Annotated in this window: 20 protein-coding genes; 4 read left to right on the forward strand and 16 right to left on the reverse strand. The window is 60.5% G+C overall.

Annotation, left to right across the window (positions count from 1 at the left end):
- Positions 1-20: 20 nt before the first annotated feature.
- Positions 21-989 (reverse strand): LysR family transcriptional regulator, encoded by a 969-nt coding sequence (locus tag FFS64_RS00680; RefSeq protein WP_137803804.1) that lies wholly within the window; start codon positions 987-989, stop codon positions 21-23.
- A 181-nt stretch (positions 990-1170) separates the two neighbouring features.
- Between FFS64_RS00680 and FFS64_RS00685 the strand changes: the two genes are divergently transcribed.
- The 4 genes from FFS64_RS00685 to FFS64_RS00700 are packed head-to-tail and all read left to right on the forward strand — an operon-like array spanning position 1171 to position 6005.
- A complete protein-coding gene (locus FFS64_RS00685; RefSeq protein WP_137803805.1) occupies positions 1171-2670 on the forward strand; it encodes an efflux transporter outer membrane subunit in 1500 nt (499 codons plus the stop codon).
- Positions 2671-2728: 58 nt separating this feature from the next.
- Complete coding sequence (locus FFS64_RS00690) at positions 2729-4927, forward strand: FUSC family protein (RefSeq protein ID WP_137803806.1); 2199 nt, start codon at positions 2729-2731, stop codon at positions 4925-4927.
- Positions 4917-5117: a DUF1656 domain-containing protein gene (locus FFS64_RS00695; protein ID WP_137803807.1), complete on the forward strand. Its 201-nt coding sequence runs from the start codon at positions 4917-4919 to the stop codon at positions 5115-5117. Before FFS64_RS00690 ends, FFS64_RS00695 begins: the two co-directional genes overlap by 11 nt.
- A gap of 24 nt (positions 5118-5141) precedes the next feature.
- A complete protein-coding gene (locus FFS64_RS00700) occupies positions 5142-6005 on the forward strand; it encodes an HlyD family secretion protein (RefSeq protein ID WP_137803808.1) in 864 nt (287 codons plus the stop codon).
- Between the two features lie 77 nt (positions 6006-6082).
- On the opposite strand, the gene FFS64_RS00705 is transcribed toward FFS64_RS00700, so the two are convergent.
- The 15 genes from FFS64_RS00705 to alg8 all read right to left on the reverse strand — a co-directional run bounded on the left by FFS64_RS00705 (position 6083) and on the right by alg8 (position 24746).
- Positions 6083-7351, reverse strand: coding sequence for a hypothetical protein (locus FFS64_RS00705; RefSeq protein ID WP_137803809.1), 1269 nt, complete (start codon positions 7349-7351; stop codon positions 6083-6085).
- 216 nt (positions 7352-7567) lie between these two features.
- Positions 7568-7972 (reverse strand): DUF4440 domain-containing protein, encoded by a 405-nt coding sequence (locus FFS64_RS00710; RefSeq protein WP_137803810.1) that lies wholly within the window; start codon positions 7970-7972, stop codon positions 7568-7570.
- 35 nt (positions 7973-8007) lie between these two features.
- Complete coding sequence (locus tag FFS64_RS00715; RefSeq protein WP_137803811.1) at positions 8008-8832, reverse strand: SDR family oxidoreductase; 825 nt, start codon at positions 8830-8832, stop codon at positions 8008-8010.
- A 46-nt stretch (positions 8833-8878) separates the two neighbouring features.
- On the reverse strand, positions 8879-9343 hold the full coding sequence (locus FFS64_RS00720; RefSeq protein ID WP_137803812.1) for a multidrug transporter: 465 nt from the start codon (positions 9341-9343) through the stop codon (positions 8879-8881).
- A gap of 305 nt (positions 9344-9648) precedes the next feature.
- Positions 9649-11100, reverse strand: a complete 1452-nt coding sequence (locus FFS64_RS00725) for a mannose-1-phosphate guanylyltransferase/mannose-6-phosphate isomerase (RefSeq protein ID WP_137803813.1) — start codon at positions 11098-11100, stop codon at positions 9649-9651.
- A 149-nt stretch (positions 11101-11249) separates the two neighbouring features.
- On the reverse strand, positions 11250-11906 hold the full coding sequence (locus FFS64_RS00730) for an alginate O-acetyltransferase AlgF (RefSeq protein ID WP_137803814.1): 657 nt from the start codon (positions 11904-11906) through the stop codon (positions 11250-11252).
- A gap of 17 nt (positions 11907-11923) precedes the next feature.
- On the reverse strand, positions 11924-13099 hold the full coding sequence (locus tag FFS64_RS00735) for an alginate O-acetyltransferase (RefSeq protein ID WP_137803815.1): 1176 nt from the start codon (positions 13097-13099) through the stop codon (positions 11924-11926).
- An 11-nt stretch (positions 13100-13110) separates the two neighbouring features.
- On the reverse strand, positions 13111-14676 hold the full coding sequence (locus FFS64_RS00740; protein ID WP_137803816.1) for an MBOAT family protein: 1566 nt from the start codon (positions 14674-14676) through the stop codon (positions 13111-13113).
- A gap of 161 nt (positions 14677-14837) precedes the next feature.
- Positions 14838-15953, reverse strand: a complete 1116-nt coding sequence (locus tag FFS64_RS00745; RefSeq protein ID WP_137803817.1) for a mannuronate-specific alginate lyase — start codon at positions 15951-15953, stop codon at positions 14838-14840.
- An 8-nt stretch (positions 15954-15961) separates the two neighbouring features.
- Positions 15962-17413, reverse strand: a complete 1452-nt coding sequence (locus FFS64_RS00750; RefSeq protein WP_137803818.1) for an alginate O-acetyltransferase — start codon at positions 17411-17413, stop codon at positions 15962-15964.
- Positions 17414-17423: 10 nt separating this feature from the next.
- On the reverse strand, positions 17424-19013 hold the full coding sequence (gene algG / locus FFS64_RS00755; RefSeq protein ID WP_137803819.1) for a mannuronan 5-epimerase AlgG: 1590 nt from the start codon (positions 19011-19013) through the stop codon (positions 17424-17426).
- A 26-nt stretch (positions 19014-19039) separates the two neighbouring features.
- Positions 19040-20530, reverse strand: coding sequence for an alginate export family protein (locus FFS64_RS00760; protein WP_137803820.1), 1491 nt, complete (start codon positions 20528-20530; stop codon positions 19040-19042).
- Complete coding sequence (gene algK, locus FFS64_RS00765) at positions 20527-22050, reverse strand: alginate biosynthesis TPR repeat lipoprotein AlgK (protein ID WP_372242154.1); 1524 nt, start codon at positions 22048-22050, stop codon at positions 20527-20529. Before algK ends, FFS64_RS00760 begins: the two co-directional genes overlap by 4 nt.
- Before the next feature lie 9 nt (positions 22051-22059).
- Entirely contained in the window at positions 22060-23229 is a 1170-nt protein-coding gene (locus FFS64_RS00770) for an alginate biosynthesis protein Alg44 (RefSeq protein ID WP_137803822.1), read from the reverse strand.
- 35 nt (positions 23230-23264) lie between these two features.
- Positions 23265-24746, reverse strand: coding sequence for a mannuronan synthase (alg8, locus tag FFS64_RS00775; RefSeq protein WP_137803823.1), 1482 nt, complete (start codon positions 24744-24746; stop codon positions 23265-23267).
- Positions 24747-24825 lie beyond the last annotated feature (79 nt).

A 24825-nucleotide genomic window follows, 5' to 3' on the forward strand; every position in this document is an offset into this window, starting at 1 on the left:
TCCCACAAGGGCTCAGACAGTCAATTCGCCGCCCGCGCCCCCGCCAGGCTCCCGCTCAGTTCATAAGCCGCCAATTCCGCCTGATGCGCCGCCAACAGCTCCGGCAGCGATCCGCGCAGATACTCCACCCAAGTCTTGATCTTCGCATCCAGGTATTGCCGCGACGGGTAGATCGCGTACAGGTTCAACTCCTGCGAGCGGTATTTGGGCATGACGCGCACCAGCGAGCCGTTGCGCAGGCCGTCAATCGCCGCATACAGCGGCAGTACGCCAACGCCCATGCCGCTGGTGATCGCGGTTTTCATCGCGTCGGCCGAGTTCACCAGGAACGGGGAGCTGTTGATGGTGACCATTTCCTGGCCGTCAGGGCCGTCGAAGGCCCATTTTTCCAGGGGGATGACCGGGCTGACCAGGCGCAGGCAGGCGTGGTTGAGCAGGTCGCTGGGTTTTTGCGCGCAGCCGTTGGCTTTGACGTAGGCCGGGGAGGCGCAAACGATGCTGTAGGTGATGCCCAGACGTTGGGAAACGAAGCCCGAGTCCGGCAGTTCGCTGGCGAGCACGATGGACACGTCGTAACCCTCGTCCAGCAGGTCCGGCACTCGGTTGGCCATGGTCAGGTCAAAGGTCACGTCCGGGTGAGTCTTGCGGTAGCGGGCGATGGCGTCGATCACGAAGTGCTGGCCGATGCCGGTCATGGTGTGCACTTTCAGCTGGCCGGCCGGGCGCGCATGGGCGTCGCTGGCTTCGGCTTCGGCTTCTTCGACATAAGCCAGGATTTGCTCGCAGCGCAGCAGGTAGCGCTTGCCGGCTTCGGTCAGGGCAATGCGTCGGGTTGTTCGGTTGAGCAGACGGGTTTGCAGGTGGGCTTCCAGGTTGGAGACCGCGCGCGAGACGTTGGCGGTGGTGGTGTCCAGTTGCACGGCGGCAGCGGTGAAGCTGCCGGCCTCGGCCACGTAACTGAAGGCGCGCATGTTTTGCAAAGTGTCCATGGGGTGCTCTCGGGTTCGATGGCAAATTGTGACACGAAGTTTCAGGATCTGAGACCCCAGACTTAAGGATTATCTCGTTAACGGTAACAAAGATTCACAGGAATCCCAGCTTATCGCCATTCCGGTCGCCCAATAGAATTGCGCCGATCGTTGTACCTCCCCTCCTCAGGAATCTTCAGCAGTGCCGCGTCGCATCAGCAGAGCGCTTCAGCCGCTCAGTATTCTGGCTTTAACCCTGGTAATCAGCGGCTGCATCGGAACCGAAGGTATTGCCCCGCAGGGCAAGACGCTGGAGGCCAATTCCCTGGCCACCGACGAGGCCATCCAGAGCGCCGCGCAGGATGCTCATTGGCCCACCGCCCAATGGTGGCAGGCCTATGGCGACCCGCAACTGAACCATTGGATCGAACTCGCCGTGCAAGGCAGCCCGTCCCTGGCCATGGCCGCCGCGCGGGTGCGTCAGGCCAAATCCATGGCCGGTGTCGCCGAAGCGGCCGAATCGTTGCAGATCAATGGCGAGTCCACGCTCAAGCGCCACAACTGGCCCACCGATCAGTTCTATGGTCCGGGCGATCTGGCCAACAGCACCACCTGGGATAACAACGCCGCGCTGGGTTTCAGTTACGCCCTCGATCTCTGGGGGCGCGAAAGCAATGCCAGCGAACGTGCCGTGGACATGGCCCACATGACCGTCGCCGAAGCGCGTCAGGCGCAGCTCGAATTGCAGAGCAACATCGTGCGTGTCTATATCGAACTCTCGCTGCATTACGCGCAGCGGGACATTGTCGAGGCGACCCTCAAGCAGCAACAGCAGATCCTCGATCTGGCGCAAAAACGCCTGGATGGTGGCATCGGCACCCATTTCGAGGTCAGCCAGGCCGAAGCGCCGCTACCGGAAACCCACCGGCAGATCGATGCACTGGATGAAGAAATCGCCTTGAGCTGCAATCAGCTGGCTGCGCTTGCGGGCAAGGGACCGGGGGAGGGCGCGCAATTGCAGCGGCCGACGCTGTCGCTGGGCGCGGCGCTGAAGCTGCCGTCGTCATTGCCGGCGCAGTTGCTCGGTCAACGCCCGGACGTGGTCGCCAGCCGCTGGCAAGTGGCGGCACAGGCCCGGGGCATCGATGTGGCGCATGCCGGTTTCTACCCCAACGTCGATCTGGTCGGCAGCCTCGGCTACATGGCCACCGGCGGCGGGGCATTGGAGTTTTTGACCGGCAGGAAACTCAATTACAGCGTGGGGCCGGCGATTTCCTTGCCGATTTTCGACGGCGGGCGTTTACGCGCGCAGCTGGGTGAAGCCTCGGCCGGTTATGACATCGCCGTGGCCCGGTACAACCAGACCCTGGTCAATGCGCTGAAAAACATCTCCGATCAGTTGATCCGTCGCGAGTCCATGGACAAGCAGCAAACCTTCGCTGCCGAGTCGGTGGCTACCGCGCAGAAAACCTATGACATCGCGATGATCGCCTACCAGCGCGGGCTCACCGATTACCTCAACGTACTCAACGCCCAGACCCTGCTGTTCAAGCAGCAGCAAGTTCAGCAGCAGGTTCAGGCCGCGCGGCTCCGCGCCCATGCCGGGCTGGTGACGGCGCTCGGTGGCGGGCTCGGTGCAGGCAACGATGTGCCCGAAGACAGCCAGACCGCCGCACCCAAAACCCCGAGTCTTTTGCGTTGAACACAATCCCGCTCCCACCGGTCCTGAGTCTGGACTTGATTTCATTGAGCAGGATTTCATGACGCCCTTGCCCGCACCTTTGCGCTGGCTGTATTCCCTTGAATGGCGCCGGGGTTTCTTCGACTGGGCGCGCAGCGACGGCGTGACCTGGGTGTACATTTTCAAGGTACTGATCGCGGCGTTCCTCACGCTCTGGCTGGCCATGCGCCTGGAGTTGCCGCAACCGCGCACGGCGATGATCACCGTGTTCATCGTCATGCAGCCGCAAAGCGGCCAGGTGTTCGCCAAGAGTTTCTATCGCTTCCTTGGCACCCTGGCCGGCTCAGCGGTGATGGTGGCGCTGATTGCCTTGTTCGCGCAGAACACCGAACTGTTTCTCGGTTCGCTGGCGATCTGGGTCGGCATTTGCTCGGCCGGCGCGGCGCGCAGTCGCAACTTCCGCGCCTACGGTTTTGTGCTGGCCGGTTACACCGCGGCGATGGTCGGATTGCCGGCGCTGGCGCATCCCGATGGCGCGTTCATGATGGCGGTCTGGCGGGTGCTGGAAATCTCCCTGGGGATTCTCTGCTCGACCCTGGTCAGCGCCGCGATCCTGCCGCAAACCGCCAGTGCCGCGATGCGCAACGCTTTGTACCAGCGCTTCGGGGCGTTCGCCTTGTTCGTAACGGACGGCTTGCGCGGCCGCAGTAAACGCGAGGCATTCGAAGCCAGCAACGTGCGCTTCATCGCTGAGACGGTGGGTCTGGAAGGCTTGCGCAGTGTCACCGTGTTTGAAGACCCGCACATGCGTCGACGCAACGGTCGGCTCAGTCGCCTTAACAGCGAGTTCATGGGCATTACCACCCGTTTCAACGCCTTGCATCAGTTGCTCGAGCGCCTGCGCAGCAATGGTGCCGATCACGTGGGGGCGGCGATCAAACCGGGTTTGCAGGATCTGGCCGAGTTGCTCGACGGCTACAGCGGTCGTGCCCTTACCAGCGCCGATGCAGCACGATTGGTCACGGCCCTGACGGCCTACAAGCAAGGTTTGCCGGCGCGGGTGCGCAGTCTGCGGGCAGTTTTCCAGGAGAACAATCCGAGCGACGCTGAGCAACTGGATTTCCACACCGCGTATGAACTGCTCTATCGCTTCGTCGATGATTTGCACAGTTATGCACAGACCCACGCGTCCCTGGCGGATCACAGCCATGAGCGCGAGCGTTGGGACGAGCCCTTCACCCCGCAAACCAACTGGCTGGCGGCTGCGGCGTCGGGGATTCGGGCGTCGTTCATTCTGCTGGTGCTGGGCAGCTACTGGGTGGCCACGGCGTGGCCGAGCGGGGCGACCATGACCTTGGTCGCCGCCGCCACCGTGGGCCTGTCTGCCGCCACGCCGAACCCCAAACGCATGGCATTCCAGATGGCGTGCGGCACCTTGCTTGGGGCCGTGATCGGTTTCGTCGAGATGTTCTTCATCTTCCCCTGGATCGACGGTTTCCCCTTGTTGTGCGTGATGCTCGCGCCGGTGTTCGTGCTCGGCGCGTTCTTCGCATCGCGGCCGCAATACGCCGGGGTCGGGGTGGGCTTGCTGATCTTCTTCAGCATCGGTTCGGTGCCGGACAATCTCACGGTGTACAACCCCTACACCTTTATCAACGATTACATCGCCATGGTGCTCGGCATGCTGGTGTGCGCGGCGGCGGGGGCGATCATCCTGCCGCCCAACAGCCGCTGGTTGTGGCGACGGCTGGAGCAGGACCTGCGCGGGCAAGTGGTGTACGCCATCAGCGGCAAACTCAAGGGCCTGGCGTCGAGTTTCGAAAGCCGCACCCGCGACCTGGTGCATCAGGCCTACGGCTTCGCGGCGGGGCAGCCGCAGGTGCAGCGCGATCTGCTGCGCTGGATGTTCGTGGTGCTGGAAGTTGGCCACGCCATCATCGAGTTGCGCAAGGAGCAAGCGATCCTGCCGGTGCACCCGGCCTATGCCGAATCCCAGCCATGGCGCCAGGCGATCCGCGTCATGGGCCGCGCGCTGGTGCGGCTGTTTCTGCAACCGGGGCAGAGCAATCTGGAACGCGCATTGATCGCGGTCGACCATGCGATCAGCCGTGTGCAGGCCACCGACGAACCCTTCGCCCCGCACTTCGATACTTCGGCATTGCGTCGGGTGAAAAGCTACTTGCACTTCATCCGCACCTCGCTGCTGGACCCGCAGTCGCCGTTGTCCAGCTATGCCCCCGTCACCGCCAAGCCCCAAGGACTTGAACATGCCCCGTGAAATCGCCTTCCACGGCGTGTACATGCCCACCATGACCCTGATGTTTCTGATAGCCGCCGTGCTGGCCTGGGCGTTCGACCGGTTTCTCGCCGGGTTCGACCTGTATCGCTTTTTCTGGCACCCGGCGTTGCTGCGCCTGAGTCTGTTTACCTGTCTGTTCGGCGCTTTGGCGCTGACTGTCTACCGTTGACTCTCTATCACTGAGAATGCCCTGATGAAAAAGCTTTTCAGCCTGCTCGCCACCCTGCTGGTATTGGTCCTGGCGATATGGATCGGCCGCACCCTCTGGGTGCATTACATGCAGACGCCATGGACCCGCGACGGCCGGGTACGCGCCGATATCATCAACGTCGCCGCCGACGTCACCGGCGAAGTGGTAAACGTGCCGGTGCGTGACAACCAGTTGGTGAAGAAGGGCGACCTGTTGATGCAGATCGACCCCGAGCACTACCGCCTCGCGGTCAAACAGGCACAGTCACTGGTGGCCTCGCGCAAGGCCACGTGGGAGATGCGCAAGGTCAACGCCCATCGCCGCGCGGATCTGGACAATCTGGTGATCTCCAAAGAAAACCGCGACGACGCCAGCAACATCGCCGACTCGGCCCTGGCCGATTACCAACAGGCCCAGGCGCAACTCGAAGCCGCCGAGCTCAACTTCAAACGCACTGAAGTCCGTGCGGCGGTGGACGGTTACGTGACCAACCTCAACGTCCATCGCGGCGACTATGCACGCATCGGCGAAGCGAAAATGGCCGTGGTCGACATGAACTCGTTCTGGGTCTACGGCTTCTTCGAAGAAACCAAACTGCCCCACGTGCGCGTCGGCGACAAGGCCGACATGCAACTGATGAGCGGCGAAGTGCTCAAGGGGCATGTGGAAAGCATTTCACGCGGGATCTACGACCGTGACAATCCGGAAAGTCGCGAGTTGATTGCCGACGTGAACCCGACCTTCAATTGGGTGCGTCTGGCGCAGCGGGTGCCGGTGCGGATTCACATTGATGAAGTGCCGGAGGGCGTACTCCTTGCCGCGGGGATTACGTGTACGGTGGTGGTGAAGGCTGTGGCTGGTGAGTAGGGATCGCCCCCTTCACTGTCCACGTCTACAAACACCCCTATCCTGAAGAATAGAGGTGTGTTTGTTGGCAGGACCGATCAACCCCGATAGCCATAAACATGGCCGACCGCACCGCCCACTCCCAGCGTGTTGCCTGCCAGCAGGATCCGCCCGTTGGCTTGTATCTGAAGCTGGGTCGGAGTCGTGACCAGTTCGGTGTCTTCCACGATGGCGCCGTATTGGCCGAAACTGCGGTCGATCAAACCGTCGGCCTGATAGCGTGCGGCGTAGAGGCGCCTGGAGCCTCCGGCAGCGAGAATTTTTCCGTCAACCTGTCGTTGGCCGCACACCCATTCGTTGCCATGTTCAGGATCAAATAGCGTCAGCACCGGTCGGCCGCTATTGAATGCCGGGTGTGGATTTCCAGTGGATTCCAGACCCACCAGCAGTCCCCAGTTTCTTTGTGCGGTGCTGGCTTGGCCGACACCGACGACCTTGCCTTCGCCAGTGTCGATCAGGTCATGAACGATCACCGTGCCATTGGATATGGTCAGCGTCGAGAAACCTGGCGTCTCCAGGCTGCCGTAGTTGCTATCAAGTTCTCCTGTGTGTGAATAACATGCGATATAGCCAAGTGTTTCGAAAGTTGCTGAGCGTGCACTTCCAGCGACCAGAATAGCGTCCTGCTGCACTAACAGAGCATTGACTGAAGTCTCGGAAAAAGATGGGTGTTTAATTTGCAATCTGCCACTTTCGTTGAAGCTTTTATCCAGATTGCCCTTGCTGTCCACGAGTACTACCTCGCCGGTTGAAGTATCTCCATTGAGGTAAGTAGCGCTGACGAGAATTTTACCGCCCTCGAGTAGTTGCAGGTTACTGGAGTCGCTGACCAGATCTCCCAGGGAACTGTTGTCGATAATTACGCATCCCTGCCCGCCAAAGGTTTGGTCAATCGCGCCCTCCGGGTCGAAGCGGGTGATCACCAGGCGCTTGGGGCTGAAGACGTCTGTTTTCCGCGACCAGCCCAGCATCAGGATATATCCGTCGGCCTGTATGACCAGCTTTCCGCCGGCTGAGTCGTAGCCATTGGGGAAGTTGCCATGTACCAGACCGTTGTCTGCGAAGGAGGTGTCCAGGCTGCCATCAGGGTTGAATCGTGCCAGGCCATAAAGCCCTTTCAAGTCACGGGCGAGCCATGCACCGACCAGCATTTTGTCGTCTGCGAGTACTTGAATGCCTTTTACATGCCGATCGTGGTCAAGTTCGTGCTCAAGTTTATACAAGTTGATGACACCGTTTTCGCCAAACGCCGGATCACGATCACCAGGCACTGAAAAAGATAATTGGTTGTGAGTGATAACGTCCATATTGTTGCCTTTCTATAATTTGGTTGTCAGAAAGTCCCAGCCCATTTCTTTATGGGCTAGCAGGCAAGTTATAGGGCAGGTAATTGCTTGGCGAGAGGGGGGAGGTCATTGAATATTTGAATATGTTTCTATTGCCCTGTAAGGGTGCGGCATACAAAGTTAATCTCACAGGGCAAGGGAAATTTTAAAGGTTGGCGGTGTTGGGGGCGGGGACATTCAACTGCAGAAAGTCTCCTGCAAATGCCGCCAAAGCACCTTGCCATCCACTTGCTTCTCGAACACCACGGTCGAGCGGCGGTCCGAATGCAACCCCGTGGCGTCGGTCTGTTGCTCCCGATAACTGACGGTCGCGCCACCGTTGTGCAATGCAAGGCCGCGCAACTCGCTGAGCTGGATGCGAAACCCGAGCTTCTTGCCGCCGGCCAGCATGAATAGCTGTTCAAGCGCGTCGAAGTCCAGCACTCGGCCCAAGGGCGAGACCATGGAGAACTGCGGCGAAAAACGGGTCAGCAGGCGCTCGAGTTCGGACGCATCCTGCTCCTCGGCCAGCCATTTTTCGATGGCTACGTGGGCCTGGATTACTTCGTCGAAGTAGTCGGTGAAGTCGGTGAAGTCGGTCATGTTGGGTCCTCAAATTCTGTGGTGTCGACTCGGTCTCAAAGTTGCCCTCGCAACCCGAACCGCTTCATCAACGCCGATTCCAGCAAGCCTTTGGGCAACAACCCCGCCATCAACGGCAACGCCCGACTGCCATTACCCAACCGCACCAGCCGTGGCGGCTTGCTCTGCTGCACGGCCTTGAGCAGAGCGGCGGCGAATTCACTGGCCGGGGTCGGGTTGTCCTGGGACGCCTTGGCCCGTGCGCGAATGCCTTCACGCAGTGGAAACCACGGCGATTGCTCGCTGATCAATTGCTCGGCTTCATGGCCGGCGTTCCTGGCGAAACTGGACGCAATGGCGCCGGGCTGAACTTCCATGACACGCACGCCAAACGGTGCCAGTTCCATGCGCAAGGCATCGCTCAAGGCGTGCACGGCAGCCTTGGACGCGCAGTAGGCGCCTGCGAACGGAGTGACCAGTACCCCCGACACGCTGCCGATGTTCACCACGATTCCTTTGACCCGGCGCAGCACCGGAAACAACGCGCGGGTCACCCCAACGATGGAAAAGACATTGGTTTCGAACTGGCGCTGCATCGCCTGCACACCGCCATCGAGCAACGGCCCCATGGCGCCGTAACCGGCGTTATTGATCAGCACATCGAGGCCGCCAAGCTGCTGGCTGATCCGTTCACTCAACTGTTCAAGTGCCTGGCCGTCGTTGACATCGAGTTGCACGGCGGTGAAGCCGGCAGTACTCAGCACCGCCACGTCTTCAGCCTTGCGTGCAGTGGCCCAGACTTCGAATCCGGCGCTTTTGAACGCATCGGCGAGGGCGCGGCCGATGCCGCTGGAACATCCGGTAATCAACGCAACGGGCATGGCGCGGTCCTTGTGCAATCAGTGGGGGAAGCTGGTTGGGGAAAGTTCAGTCAGAAAAACTACCCTGTAAACGCTCGGCACGAAACTCCAGGGTTTCCGGGCGGTAGCCTGGGCGTAGCGGCGGCAGCGGCAAACAGTCTTCCCAGCTGCCACCTGCCAGCAATTCGCCCGGGCCACGGTAGCGGGGGGCGGAGTATTGATTGTCGGCGAGGTTGACCGTGTCGCCGGGCGCATAAGCGGCTACCCGCCAACGCAATTCGGTCAGTGGTACGTCGTTGCCGTTGTTCATGGTCAATTGCAGCGGGCGGTCGGCGGGGCAGTGTTGCGGCGCGTAGCTGATGCGCAGCTCCAGGCGTTGGAGTTGCTTGAGTTCGCGGTGATCCATCCAGATGACCCAGGTGGCGACGATGCCCAGCCCCACGGCGGCGGCCATGGACACGGGCAGGGCCTTGGCCGGATAGCGCAGCAACAGGATCAGCCAGGTGATGACCAGCAGGACGCCGATGAACATGACGCGCAAACCTCGGGAATGGAAGGACCATCGTACCTAAGCGTGGTAGGGATTGGCGATGGGGGAGATTTTTGTGGTGACTGTAAAGGCCTCATCGCGGGCAAGCCCGCTCCCACAGTATTGAAGTTGAACACAAGATCTGTGACCAACCACAAAACCCTGTGGGAGCGGCGGTGCGACGATTCGACTTGCCCGCGATGAGGCCGGATGAGGCAACACAAAATTCCGACAAAAAAGCCCCTGTCCACCCCACTGCGGATAGGGGACGCAGCGGGCTGGACGGGGGCTTTTGTTTTGCTTGAGGCTTACTGCGCGATGGTCTTCACCGAAACCCCACGCTCGATTGGCGTAGTACGCCCGTAGATATCTTCAAACCGCTCGATATCGTCCTCGCCCAGATAGCTGCCCGATTGCACTTCGATGATCTCGAGTGGAATCTTGCCAGGATTGCGCAGGCGGTGAACCGAGGCGATCGGGATGTAGGTCGACTGGTTTTCAGTCAGCAGGAATACATTTTCATCGCAGGTCACCTCGGCGGTGCCGCTGACGACGATCCAGTGTTCGGCACGATGGTGGTGCATTTGCAGCGACAGGCACGCGCCCGGTTTGACCGAGATGTGCTTGACCTGGAAGCGCCCGCCCATGTCCACCGAATCGTACGAGCCCCACGGACGATAGACTTCGCAGTGGTTCTGGGTTTCGCTGCGGCCCTGTTCGTTGAGGGTGTTGACCATCTGCTTCACGCCTTGGACCTTGTCCTTGTGCGCAATCATCATGGCGTCCTTGGTTTCGACGACGACGATGTTTTCCAGGCCGATCACCGATACCAGTTTGCCGTTGCCATGGATCATGCAGTTGCGGCTGTCCTGGACCACCACATCGCCTTTGGTAACGTTGCCGTTGGCGTCTTTTTTGTTCACTTCCCAAAGCGACGACCAGCAGCCGACATCGCTCCAGCCCGCGGTCAGCGGCACCACGCAGGCGCGCTGGGTTTTTTCCATCACCGAATAGTCGATGGAGTTGTCCGGGCAGCAGGCGAAGGTGGCTTCGTCGATGCTGACGCTGTCGGCATCTTGCTGGCTGCGTTCCAGGGTCAGCAGACAGGTGTCGTAGATGTCCGGATCGTGCTTTTTCAGTTCTTCGAGGAAGCGGCTGGCGCGGAACAGGAACATGCCGCTGTTCCAGAAGTAGCCACCGGACTGGACGAACTCGGTGGCACGTTTCACGTCGGGTTTTTCCACGAAATGCGAAACGCGGCTGACGCCTTCGGGCAGCAGCGAATCGTTGATCGACTTGATGTAGCCGTAGCCGGTTTCCGGTTTGGTGGCCGGTACGCCAAACAGCACCATTTCGCCGTTTTCAGCGGCAACGGTGGCCAGGGCCAGGGCGCGTTGCAGGGCTTTCTGATCTTCCAGCACGTGGTCGGCCGGCAGCACCAGCATCAACTCGTCGCGACCTTCATTGACCAGCATCATCGCGGTCAAGGCCACGGCCGGCGCGGTGTTGCGGCCGAACGGTTCCATCAGGACACGCTGGGTTTCCAGTTTGCGGGCGGCCAGCTGTTCGTTGACGATGAAGCGGTGGTCCTTGTTGCAGACCACGATCGGGGTGTCCATGCCTTCGAAGACCAGGCGCTCCAGGGTTTGCTGGAACAGCGTGTGTTCGCCGGTCAGGGCCAGAAACTGTTTAGGGAACTGCTTACGGGAAAGCGGCCAAAGACGTGAGCCGCTACCACCTGACAAGATCACCGGAATCATGTTGTTACTCCTTGAAAATCGTTTGGTTAGGCTTTTGTGGGAGCTAGCCTGCTGGCGATGGCATCACCTCGGTACATCAGCAAAACCGAGTTGCCTGCATCGCCGGCAGGCCGGCTCCCACAGAGAGCCGGGGCAGTTCGGAAAATTCTTTAGCGCGTCGACACCGGGCGTTTCACCCAGACCGGCGACAGGCTGCTGCCGTTGCCGGTGACGTACAGCACCGCCGCTTCACCGCGCTCCAGGGCGACCGGCTTCACGTCGCCGACTTTCTTGTCGCCATCGTATAGCGCCAGGCTGACTTTCACCGGGTTGATTTCACGCTCGCCACGGCCCTTGGCGGCAACGTTAGGCACTACGTCGGTCTTGCCATCGGCGGTTTTCAGGGTCAGTGCCTTGTCACTGAGGTTCTGCACGCGCACCAGGGATTTCTGTTTGTTCTTGAACGGCGGCTCTTCGATCAGTTGCGGCGCGCCGCCGGCGTTGTTGACCAGGGTGTAATAGTGATCGCCGGCCAGTTTCACCGGCAGGGTCTGGCTGCCGACCTTGGCGCTGTAGTCGCCGCCCGGCATGAAGCTGAAGTCAGTGCTGGACAGTGGCGCGACGTCGCTCAGGTTGGTGCTGCCGACGGTGGCGCTGACTTCAGCGTTGGCGGCGTTGTAGACACGCACGAAGGTCGAGCCTTTCGGCGCGATCGGGCCGTACAGTGCGGAGTCGCCGGCGGCAAAGGCCTGCATCGAGAGCACACTCATACCAGCAACCAGTGCAAAGGTCTTGGCGAGACGACGAGGAGTAGTAGTGAAAGTCATGGTAGTACCTCTCTCTTTCAGTTTTGCGCCCGGTCGGGCGTCTCGGATTTAGTGTTTGCGGCTACGTTTTGTTGGCGGGCGCCGGCTTGTTTAAGCTCTGCGACCCACTGCGGGTCGGCGTCGCCGATTTCGTTGTTCACAGGCAGATATCGTTCAGGAAACTCCCAGATCAGCACCTGTGGCGGGCTGTTCTTGAAAGCGTCGCTTTTGAGGTAGCTGAGCATCGGCAGAACCGGGCCGTGACCGTCTTCGGCGTAACTGACCACGTCGCTGCGCAGGGCTTGTTTCAGCGCGCCCACAAAATTCCAGTTGGGGTTGGCGCTGTAGCTGGTGCCGATCAGCGCAACCGGCACTTCGGTGTTGGCGAACAGCGCGTCGTCACCGGCCGGTTGGTCACCAGCGGCTACAGTGTTGCGTTTCTGCAAAGGTTCTTGCGCCGGCATCAGGTTTTCGAACAGCGGGTCCAGCGGCAGGAACAGACGCAGATCGCCCTTGTGGGTGATTTTTTCCGCAGGCTCGGTGACGAAGTCTTGCGGATCGCCGCTCAAGGGGAACTTGTCGGCAATGGTCTTGGCCAGTCGGTTGGCGGCGATCTCGGCACCTTCCGGGGTCCAGTGGGTGTCGGTACGCAGGAACACTTGCTTGCCGTCGCGTTTGGCTGCTTGCAATGGTCCCAGCAAATCAGGAGCAGGAATCCGGTCGGCGGCCAGGCGCTGGTGGAAATCCTTGTAGAGGTTGGCGTGGATGCTAGCCGGTTTCACCTCGCCGAGGTGTTCCGGGTACAGGCGTACCTTGGCCGGCACCACCGCCATCACCAGTTGCACGCCTTGCGCTTTCAAGGTCTGGCGCACGCCTTCAACCAGCGCGTAGTTGCCTTGCAGGTTCAACTCTTCGTTGACGATCGGGTGGAACTCTTCATCGCTGTACAACCATTGGTCGCGACCGAGTACCACACCCGGACGACCTTCGTTGAACAGTTTGAAATCCAGCGCCGCCCAGAGGTTGGTGCCCAGGCGCTTGATCGGGAACTCGTCGTCGTAGTGCGTCTCCACGGCTTTGGTCCAGCGACCGTTGAGTACCGTTGCATCGGCGTTGGTACTGAAGCCCAGGAAGCTGCGAACCGACCACAGGCCCAGGGCCAGCAGGGTCACCAGGAACAGGGCGATGTAGAAGATGCGTAATGAGCGGGTCATGGTCAGATCCCTCAGAACTGGAAGTAAAGGAACGGCGAGAAGCTTTGCGCCGAGAGTTTGAGAATCGAGGCGATGAACAGCAGCAGGACCAGGGCGCGCATCACGTAGCGCGACCAGTCATCCGTCCAGTAGGCCGGTTGCACCTGGGCTTCGACGCCGACGGTGTAACCAGGCTGGTGAATGCTGGACGGGTTATCCCCAGGCACGGCCTTGATGGTTCCGGCTGTCGCGGCGGACGGGCCATCCGCATCGACATTCACCGCAGGCTTGGTCTTCGCTGGCTGTTGATTGCTGTAGAAGTCGCGCAAGCCAAAGAACGCCAGGGTCACGTACGCCACGATCAGCGTCGCCACTTGCAGGCCGGTGAGGCTGGCCTGGTTGAGTTCCGACAGCGACCAGTCTCCGAAGCTGAACATCGCGCCGTACATGCGACCGGCCACGTGCAGGTTTTCCGCACGGAAAATCACCCAGCCCATGACCACCAACAGGAAGGTCAGCGCCCAGCGGATCGGGTTGAAGCTGCGCGGAGAAGTGTTCAGACCGATGGCTTTTTCAATGGCCAGCCACATGCCGTGCCACGCACCCCAGACGATGTAGGTGATGTTCGCCCCATGCCACAGACCACCGAGCAGCATGGTCAGGAACAGGTTGCGATAGGTCGTCAGCGTGCCTTTGCGGTTGCCGCCCAGGGTGATGTACAGATAGTCGCGCAGCCAGGTCGACAGGCTGATGTGCCAGCGCCGCCAGAACTCGGTGATCGACTGGCTGATGTACGGCTGCTTGAAGTTTTCCATGAAGCGGAAACCCATCATCAAGCCCAGGCCGATGGCCATGTCGCTGTAGCCGGAGAAGTCAAAGTACAGCTGCGCGGTGTACGCCAGTGCACCAAGCCAGGCATCGCCCGTGGTCGGGTTTTGCAGGGCGAAGCAATGGTCGGCCACCACCGCCAGGGTGTCGGCGATGAACACCTTCTTGATGAAACCCTGCATGAACCGCGTGCAGCCCTCGGAGAATTTGTCGAGGGTGTGGGTACGGTTGTTGAACTGATCGGCGAGGTCACGAAAACGCAACACGGGGCCGGCGATCAGGTGCGGGAAGATCGCCACGAACGCCGCGAAGTCGATCAGGTTGCGGGTCGCCGGGGTGTCACCACGGTAGACGTCGATGATGTAGCTGATGGACTCGAAGATGTAGAACGAGATCCCGATCGGCAACAGCACGTGGGTCAGGATGAACGGCTCCAGGCCCACCGAGGTCATCATGGCGTTGATGCTGTCGACGCCGAAGTTGGCGTACTTGAAGTAGCCGAGGATGCACAGGTCGACGACCACGCCGAGCAGCAACCAGCGCTGTGCCGGTTTGGTCCTGACCCCGGCGGCGCCCACTTTCAGGCCGATCCAGTAGTTCCACAGCGTGACGGCGGCGAACAACGCCAGGAAGTCCACACGCCACCAGGCGTAGAACATGTAGCTGGCGATCAGCAGCAGCAAATTGCGATAGCGTTGCCCGCTCAGGTAGTACAAGCCGAGAAAGATCGGCAAGAACAAAAACAGGAACACGTTGGACGAAAAAACCATCCCGATCTCTCCTTGTTTGAATCAACAGTCAAGGGCCAACGGCCCCCCCAAACCCCCCACGAAAAATCGGGGGATGTCACTCAAATCTCAAATCTTGCACAGATCCCTGTGGGAGCGGGCTTGCCCGCTCCCACAGGATCTTCATTCCACAGGGAAAACTGCTAACTCCCTTTGTCGCCCTTCTCATTCGCCGGGTCATAGACCTTGGTCAGGTCACCCCCGAGGCGGAAGGTCTTGAACGGTTGCATCTCGTGTTTCTTCTCCAGCACCTGCGGCGAGCAGGTGTAGAGCGTGCAGAACGGTTCAAGCCAGGCGAATTTGGAGTCGACCTTCAAGTCGGTCATGTCCTGCTCTTTACCGTTCTTTTTCTCGAACTCGTCCGGGTCTTTCACCCCGGCAAGCACGCGATCACCCAGGCGCTTGAGGGCGCTGTTGTTTTCCTGGCGCAGATCCACACCGTTGACCTGGGCGAAACTGGCGATCATCGCCAGCGGCGGCAGGGCGTAGTTGTGGTAGGCGAGGGCGCGTTGCTGGCGCTTGAGTTCGTTGGGCAAGAAGCCCTGGGCGTCGACCTGATTGACGCCGACCTTGTATTCCTTCACCGCCCAATCGAACAGGTCGCGGCGGTTAGTGGCGATGGACGTTGCCATCACCGACCAGGCAGCCCAGTACGAATGGTTGTTGGTTTTGTCCAGCGGCAGGTTGTCCCAGTCGCTGATCACCTGATCGGCCATTTTGCTGAACCAGGCTTCAATCAGCTGCGACTCCTGCTGATGGTTGGCCAGCGGATGGGAGTCGGAGAACTTCAGGCGAATGTACGACGAAGCCATGCTGCCCAACGCCCATTTGCGCATGGACTTGCCGGTGTGGTTGAAGTCCTTGGACATCAACGCATCCGCCCGAGCCCACGTAACCAGCCAATTCAATGTGCATTCCAGCTGTTCCGGACGACCGTCACGCATGAACTGCATCACCTGCTTGCTGGTGCCGCGCTCGATTTTGGTGATGTCGGCGGTGCTGTCGCGGAAGGCTTTTTCCGATTGCACGTTCAGTGTCGAACGGGCCTTGTCCGAGCCTTCGTACTTGCTGCGAAACTGCAGCGAACCGGTGTACGGCGTCGGCATGGCGTCACAGCCTTCGCTCTTGTCGCCGGTTTTGACTTTCTCGATCGGCGCGAAGTAGCCCTGAGGCGGACGCAATGGCGCGGCCGCTTGAGTCGCGCCGGCGAACATCGCCAGGCTCAAAAGCGTCAGTGTTGCAAGTTTCGGATTTCGCATAGCAGACCTCATTGCCCGGCTGAAGCGGTACGTTGCTCCGCGCCCGGGAATACGTTGCGTTTGCAGATTTTCGCTTCGACTTTCTGCGGCGCGGCACCTGCTTTTTCAGGTCCCTGGATTTCGACGGCCAGCAGATTCTGCGAGGCCCAGTCTTCGTCCGTGCGCAACTCGAAGGCGAAACGCCCGTCGGTGTCGGAGGTTTCCGGTTTGTCGATCTTGATGTCCTCGTGGCGCCCGTTCATGTACCAGAGGGTGGCTTGCAGGGTTTTCACCGAGGTATCGGCGAAGCGAATGTCGACCTGGTGACTGCTGTTGCGCAGGTCGAGGTTTTTGCTGTTGACCATCAATTCGTTTTTGCCCGGTTTCAAAGTGGTGCTGCCGGACATCTGTGTAGCCTTGCCTTCGCAACCGTTGTCCAGCAGCGCCATCATCTGGCGGTAGATGGTTTCCTGGTCGAGGCGATAGAGCGGTGAGAATTCCCAGATGAGAATTTTCGGCGGGTTCTTCTGGAATTCGTCGCTGCCCAGGTATTGCAGCATCGAACCTTCCAGGCCACCGCCGGGGAACGCCACGTTGAGAATGTCGGCGCCGATGGCCTCTTCGAGGAAACCGGCGAAGTTGTAGTTCTTGCCGCTGTGGCTGGTGCCGACCAGGGTGATTTCCGGATTGCCGGAATCGCCGAACAGATCGCCATCGCCCGCTTCGCCTTTGGGCTCGGTGGTGAATTGATCCATGTACTGGATCGCGTAGCTGGTGCCGCAGAGTTGACCGGCCATGTTGTGCAATGTTCCGGTCTTGCCCATGCGACCCGACTTATGGGTCTCGAATTCGCGCTTGGGAATGTCGGCGAAGGCCGGGATCTGCTTGACTTTCTCGGCGACGATTTTCGCCGTGCGCTGGGCACCGTACGGGGTCCAGTGCTGGTCGCCACGGAAGTAGAAGTCGTGGGCGGGCAGGGTCTCAGGCAGTTGTTCGTTGGTCAGCGGCGACAGGTCCGGCACTACATAACCCATCTGCGCGAAACGGCCGAGCATGGTCTTGTAGTTCTTCAATGCCTTGTCGAAATCGAAGCTGGCTTTCTCGGCCGGGTTGAGCTTGTTGCGGTTTACCAGGCCACGGGTCGGCTGGTAGACGATCACCAGCTCCACGCCTTTGCTCTTGAACGCATCGTGCAGTTGCTTCATGCGTTTGTAGCCGGCGGGGGTGGTGTCGAACTCGGTGCGCAAGTCCTCTTGCGTACGGAACAGCCAGTCACCCTGGGCCTGCACCAGCGTGGTGAAGTTCTGCTGGTAGCGGGTGGTGTAATTCTTCGGGTCGTGGGCGGCCGGGCACAGGCTGCAGCACGGCTCGGCCGAGAATTTTGGCGCCTGGGGTTCATCGGCACGCGCGCCGGTGCTGGCGGCGAGAATGCCGGCGGTCAAGGCCGACAGGCTGAGTAATTTGATCAAGTGTGGGTGCATAAAATTATCCTCAGTCCCGCATTTCGGTCTGGCGTTCGACAGGGTCGATCAGCACGGCTTTCTGCTGGCGCACCAGCAGGTCGAGAATTTCATCCTGGCGCTCGCCGAGAATCCCCGAGAAGCTGATGCCGCTGGATTTGGTCGGGGCAAGCATGGACACGCGATACAGCTCGACGCTCAGCGGCGAGTCGATGGACAGCGGGCCGCTGCCGTTGGCCGCCAGTTCACCACCGACCACGATCAGCGACACCTGGGCGTCGAACGGGTCGAGCTTGATGTCGCGGTCGGTGTTGGACAGGTCTTTGATGTGCCCGTAGACGCCGGTCAGGCCGTTGGCCATGGCGATGTTTTCGTAAAGGCGGATGTTTACGCTGTTACGAATGCGGATGCCGTGGCGACGGTTGCTGAGTACCTTGTTGCCCCACAGCAGGTTGTCGGCACTCTCGTAAAGGGTGATGCCGTCAGTGTGGTTCTGGTAGATCTCGTTGTGGGCAATGATGTTGTTGACGCTGTTACGGTCGATCACGATGCCGGACAACTTGTTGTCGTAGCTGCGGTTGTTGAAGATGAAGCTGTCGTTGACCTCACGGGAAATAATGATCCCGTGCTTCTTCTTGGTACCAAACACCGTGTTGTCGGCAATGATCAGACCGTGGGAACGGTCGTGTGGGTCGATGCCGTAGACGATGTTGTCCTTGTAGGTGTTGCCCTTGACTACGAAGTCGCGGGTTTCGTAGCAGTAGAAGCCGTACCACATGTCCGAGAACTCGGAGCCGACGATCCAGCCGGTCGGTTCAGGACGATTGAGTACCTTGGCCATGTTCGGCGTGTACTGGGAAATACTCACGCCGTAGGACTTACTGTTGGCGTAGCCGAAGCTGGCCATCTTGCTGTTGGCGATGTAGGTCTCGGTGCCGCCCCAGGCCAGCAGGAACGGGCGGAATTCCTTCGGCGAACGGAAGGTTGCAGGACCGTTGTCCTTCTCGCGCCAGCCGGTGATTTTGGTGTCGCGCACAAACAGCTGGCCATCGTTGACCAGGAACGAACCGGCCTCCTGGGACAGGCGCAGCTCTTGGGTCTGTTTGTCGATTTCCAGGATGCCTTTCTCACCCACTACGATCGGCAATTTGGCAAGGAACACCCCCGGCGAGGTTTCGCTGAAGTACTGCTTGGGCAGTTTTTTCGCCAGGTCCTTGAGGTTCATGTAGCCGTCGTCGATGAAGATCGCCTGCGGGATGCCGTGCTGACGCACCACCCACTCGGCCATCTTGTTGTCGCCGCCGATGAAGTCCTTCAGAGCGTTCTCTTGCATCATCCGGCGCACACTGATTTTGCCGGCCTTGCTGCGCACGATCTTTGCGGCGACGGCCTCGGCGGTGTAGCCCGAGACGTCCGGCAGTTTTGGCTGGGCCATCTCCAGTGGCGCGGTCGGTGCGCTGCTGACGGTGTAGGTCTTGGCCTGTTGCAGTTCCTTGGCCATGGTTGCCGGCTTACCCTGTTGAGGGGCAGCCGGCTCCACATTGGCGAAGGCGCCCGCGCTGGCCAGCAGCATCGCGCCGGCCAACAGGCTGATCGAGCCTTTTCGGGCTTGATGATTCATCTGGGAGACTCCCTTCGCAATATGCATCAGAAGCGCCAGATCACGTCGATGAACGCGCGGTGCATGTACGAATCGACTTCCTTGCCGTAGGCATCGCCTGGCTTGAACACACCACCACGCAAGCGCACCAGGGCCGAAGGCTCGTCGATCGACTGGCTCAAGCCCGCCGGCAAGAGGCCTTGCTTGAAGTACTTGGTGACCACCAGGTCCATTTCCTGACCCATGTCTTTTTCGCCATCGGCCAGCGGCAGTGAGGTGCTGGACAGCACGGCGCCGGTGACATCATCGGTGTCGTTCTGCACGGCATCGATGCCGTTGCTGCCGACCGGCTTGTTGCCGTCGACGCGCCAGAATTTGTGGTAGATCAGGCTGGCGTCGTATTCGTCGTTGAGCATCCACGAACCGAACAACGTCGCGGTTTGCAGGTTGTTCATTTCGCCGCGGAATGCCTCGCCGAAACGGTGTACCCGCGAGCGTGTACCGGTGAAGTTCGAGCGGTTGCTTTCCAGGCCGTTCTGTTCGTAATCGGCGCTGGCACGGGCGTAGGCGGCACCGACTTGCCATTGCGGATCGAGGCGCAGGCGCACACCCAGGTCAGTGGCCCAGCCGTCGACATCACCGCTGCGCTTGGCTTGTGCGGGCGCGGTGCCATCGGCGTTCAGCGGGTTGACCGTTTCGCGGTCGCCGCTCATGCCGGTGATGCTGCCCCAGTAATTGACGGTGTTGGTGTTGCGCCAGTTGTAGGCATCGCTGTTGGCCTGCAAGCCCAGCCAACTGATGTCGCCATTCTGTTTTTTGTCCAGCGAATCGCCAGGTACGCCCGGTTCCGGATAGTCGAGCTTGCCGTCATCGTGGGTGTGATGACCGCGAATGCCGGCCCAGTGACCCGGTGTCCATTGGTATTCGGCATCGGCGTAGGCGTGGAGGCGATCCTTGTCCTTGGGTGCCAGTTCTTTGAGGTCGGTGCGGTACTCGCTGAAGCGTTCGGCGATACCGACATTGGCGCGCAACAGGGTGGTGTCGAAGGTCCAGTTAAGGGCTTCGATGTTGGTGTCGCGCCATTGTCCGTCGTCGTTGTGCAGGCGCTGGCGACCGAACTTCAGGATCTCGCCGGGGTAGGGCGTGAAGCCGCTGTAGCCGACCCAGAACTCGCGCATCGCCAGGTAGTTTTTCTTGGTCTTGCGATCACCGTTGTCGGTGGTCTGGGTACCGTCGTTATCGGACTCCTGCAGCGTGTCGGTCTCGATGATGTCGGTGGACGTCACGGCCTGCCCCATGGCGTAGGCACTCCACGCGCCGCTCTCGCCATAGACCCATGGACGCAGGTCGAGACCGACGCCATTGACGTCGCCACCGCTCTGGGTGCCCAGGTCGCGGTCGTCTTCGGACTGGCCGGTGATTTTCACGTCCAGGCCGTAGTTCTTGGTTTCTTCAGTCATCGCCGCCAGTGTCGGGCACGACCAGATAAGCGCGAACGTCAGGCCGATGCCGGCCTTCATGAATGGATTCAATTTCATAGGGATTCCTCGCCGTCTTCTTGCAGGGCCTGCAGTTGCGGTGTGTTCTGGCTCAAGGCACCACGGGTTGCCTGTTCCTGTTTCAACAGACGCTGGGCCTCGGCCAGCTGCGCAGGTGGCAGTTGGGCTTCGAGTGCTTGCGCAAGCTCGGTGGCTTGCGGGGTGTTCTGGGCTTTGGCGAGCTGGCTGAACACGTACGCGTTGAGCGGGTCAGGCTTGGTGCCTTTGCCTTGGGAAAACAGTTGGGCGATGGCGAAGTCGGCGCTGTTCTGGCCGTTGCGCGCAGCGGTCAGCAGATGGTCGAGGGCCTTCTGCGGATAGACCTTGCCCAGGTAGCCACGGCGATAAATCTGGCCGAGGTAATAATCGGCGGCGACTTCGCGGCCGACGGCTTTCTGGAAATGTTCTTCGGCGACCTTGGCGTCGGCCGGGACCATTTTCCCTTCGTAGTACAGCTTGCCCAGCAGCAGTTCGGCACGGGGCTGGTCGGCGGCGCGGCCGTTGTCCAGGTACTTCATCATCTGGTCGACGTCGCCCAGTTCGGGGAAGTCGTAGATCAGTTGCGCGAGGGTGACCCACGACGCCGGGTAACCCGGGGCGATAGGTTCAAGCAGCGACTGCGCGGTTTTTTCGTCGGTCTGTCCCAGGGTCGAATCGGCCAGCACGCGAGCGACGCTGTCGACGCGCTGAGCGGAGACGGTGCCGCGACTGTGCGCCGCCTGCATCTGCTTGATCAGCTCGGCCTGTTGTTCCGGCTGGGCCTTTTTCTGATAGACCGTGGCCAGTTCGACGTAGCAGATGTCGGTGGTGTTGAGCGCGGCCTTGCAGACTTTTTCCACGTCATCCAGATGCTGGTCGTAGGTGCCCTGGGTGCGATACAGCAGCACTTGTGCCAGACCCGCTTCCGGCTTGCCTTCGGCGCGCCACTGGCTGATCTGCTTTTGCGCATCGACGTTGGGGAAGCTGTGCGGGTATTGCAGGTACAGCATCGCCAACGGGATCAAGGTGTTGCCTTCGCCGGCGGCGGAGGCTTTTTTCAGCAGGCCTTCGGCTTCCTGATGTTCGGCTTCGGTGGCGCCGGGTTTGGCCACCAGCAGACGACCGAGACGCGCCTGGGCACGAGGCGAAACACTGGCCGCCGCGCGGTAAGTCGCCTCGGCCTGTTTCATCTGCGCCGGGTCGCGGCTGTCGACCTGAAGGTCGGCCAGACCAACCTGGGCTTCGCTGTAGCCCAGGTCCGCCAGTTGCTGATAGTTCGCAGCGGCGGTGGCGGTGTCACCACGCTTGAGGGCTTCGTTGGCCAGGCGCTGGTCGGGCAGGCCGGCGCAACCGGCGAGGCTCACCGCCAATGCCACTGAACACACCATATGACCCCTGTGGGAGCTGGCTTGCCAGCGATCAGCCGGGGTCGCGCTCGACCGGCGCGGCGTTTCAGAGGGAACGCATTGATCCAATCGCTGGCAAGCCAGCTCCCACAGGGATCGCGGCGTTCTCAGGAGACTGATGATGGTCACGGGCATGTCCTCCGGTTACAGACCAGCTGCCATGGCTTTTTCGATCAGCCAGTTCAGGTTCGGGCCACGGTCGCTGTTCACTTCCACAGGGCGACCGGCGAGGGTGCTGTCCAGTGCTTCGTCAGGCTGGATCAGGACGCGGATGTCGGACGACAGGTCGGCGCTTTTCAGGCTGGTGCTGCTGACAATCTTGCCGGTGCGGGTCTTGTCTTCACCGGCGATCTGGAAGCGCACGGCGGTGCCTGGCAGCACGTCGCCGAACTGGCGGTAGGAGAAGCGGGCCTCGACATTGGCTTCGGTGTTGCGCGGCACCAGTTGGAAGATCACATCGCCCTTGCTGGCGTATTGGCCGTCGGCAACCATTTGCTGCGCCACGGTGCAATCGCATGGCGAAGTCAGGGTGCCGGTCATTTGCTTGCCAAACAGTTCTTCAACCTTGGCCGGTGCCAGTTGATCGTCTTCCAGATGGCCCTTGAGTACGTCGAGCATGCTGGTGCTGAAGGTGGCCAGCGGCGCGCCTTTGGCGGCCACGCCATCGGCTTTCACCAGGCTTTGTACCGTGCCGTCGCGGGGCATGGTGATGTTCACGCCCGGCACGCTGACCAGGCCGGCCTGGGCATGGCTGACGAAGTACATACCGTACACCGATTTGAAAATGAACCCGAACGCCGCCAGGCCGACGACGAAAATACCCAGGCTGAAGGTCACGGCTTTCATGCGCCCGAACGCGGTCATGCCATGGCCGCCGTCCTTCATCTTGCGCGCCTTGGTGAAGTTGTCGCGCTGCAGGGTCGCCAGCACTTCGCCGATGCTGACGATGTCGCCGGCCAGGTGCGAAGTGATCAGGTGACGCAGGGTCGAAATGTCTCGTGGTTCCAGGTTCTGGAACTGGCAACCGGTACGGCCGGTCTCGCGATCGTAGGAACGCACTTGCAGTTCCACATCCATGGCCAGGCCGAGGTTGTCGATGACGAATTGCAGGCGGGCCTTGTACTTGTCGCCGATGTTCAGTGGCAGCTGCCCGGCATTGAAGGCCAGGCCTCCGGCGGAAAGGTCGATCACTCGCGCTTCGACCGGTGTACGGTCGGGGCCGAAGAAACGCAGCTTGGCCGGGATTTTCACGCGGGCGTGCTGGCGCTGGGCTTCGGATTCATGCACTACGTTGGCGTTGACGGCGGTATTCATAAGGGCGGTTTCCTAGTTAATTCAGGCGAGTTCGGTCAGACCATCATCAACAGCACGGCGACGAAAATGCTGCCGGCGGAGAAGGTCATGGTCCGAGACGACCAGGTGTTGAACCAACGTTGAAAGCTGGCGAGATCACGGGATAGAGAAGTGGGTTGGCGAGTCCAGGACTGTTGGTCGAGGCGGAAGAACACGTAGATCTTCACCAGTGCGCCGACGATCTGGTTGTAATAGAGAATCGCCGGGTAAGCCGGGCCGATCCGGTGGCCGGAGCAGGACAGCAACAGGGTCAGGATCAGGCGGGTAATGCCGATCCACAGCAGGTACACCAGGATGAACGCGGTGCCGTACTTGAAGGTGGCGATCAACGCCACGGTCAGGCCCAGCAGGGAGGTCCACATCGACACGCGTTGATCGAACAGCACCACCGAGGTGAACGCACCGAGGCGCTTGATCCCCAGGCCCAGGGCACGGGAGTTCTGCCGCAGGTTGTTGCCGTACCAGCGGAACATCAGCTTGCGACTGGCCTTGATGAAGCTCTTTTCCGGTGGATGCTCGACGGTGTTGATCGCTGCATCGGGCACGTAGAAGGTGTCATAGCCCAGACGCATCAGGCTGAACCAGCTCGACTTGTCGTCGCCAGTGAGGAACTTGAAACGACCCAGGCGCCAGTGTTGCAGCGAGTCGCTTTCCACGTCGGCGATGAATTCCGGGTTGGTGACCACGGTGGCACGGAACACCGACATCCGCCCGGTCATGGTCAGCACGCGCTTGGACAGGGCCATCGAACACATGTTGATGTGACGCTGGGCGAAACGCAGCTTGTGCCATTCGCTCATGATGTAGCCGCCGCGCACTTCGCAGAATTCGTTGGTGGTCAGGCCCCCGACGTTGCCGAACAGTTGGAACCAAGGCACGGTCTTGCGCACAACGCCTTCGCCGAGCACGGTATCGCCATCGATCACCGCCACCACGGCTCGGTCATCCGGCAGGTGACGGGAGATGGCGCGGAAACCGTAGGCCAGGCCGTCGCGTTTGCCGGTGCCGGGAATGCGCACGAAGTCGAGCTTCACGTGGGCCGGTGGGTTCATCCGGCTCCACAGGCTTTTCACCAGCAGCTCATCGGACATTTCCACGATGGAGCAGACCACGGTGGTTGGCAGGCCACATTCCATGGCTTCGCGAATCACCGAGCTGTAGACCTGCGCGGTGGTCAGCGCATCGATACGGAAACTGGTGACCATCAGAAATACGTGGGACGGGTCCGCCGCCTTGCCCAGCTTGTGCACTTTGCGCCGCAGATGCGGGTAGACCACGTACAGAAACAGCATGCCGCGCAGAAAGTGCGTGGCACCCATCGAGTAACGCCAGATACCGACGATACCAATCAGGAAAATGAAGTCCTTCGACTCGGAGTCGAACGTGGACACAGGCAACGCCATGGCGATGCCCATCAGTAAACTCAGATAAAACAGCCAACCGGCGGCCTGGAGCAGGCCGTGCTTTAGCCTGTGCATAAGCGGAATCCTAAAGTCAGTTGCAAGCCCCAAGCTTCAAGCTCCAAGCGAGGAGCTTTGAACTTGTGGCTTGGAGCTT

This window comes from Pseudomonas sp. G(2018), from assembly GCF_005502415.1.
Classification (GTDB): domain Bacteria; phylum Pseudomonadota; class Gammaproteobacteria; order Pseudomonadales; family Pseudomonadaceae; genus Aquipseudomonas.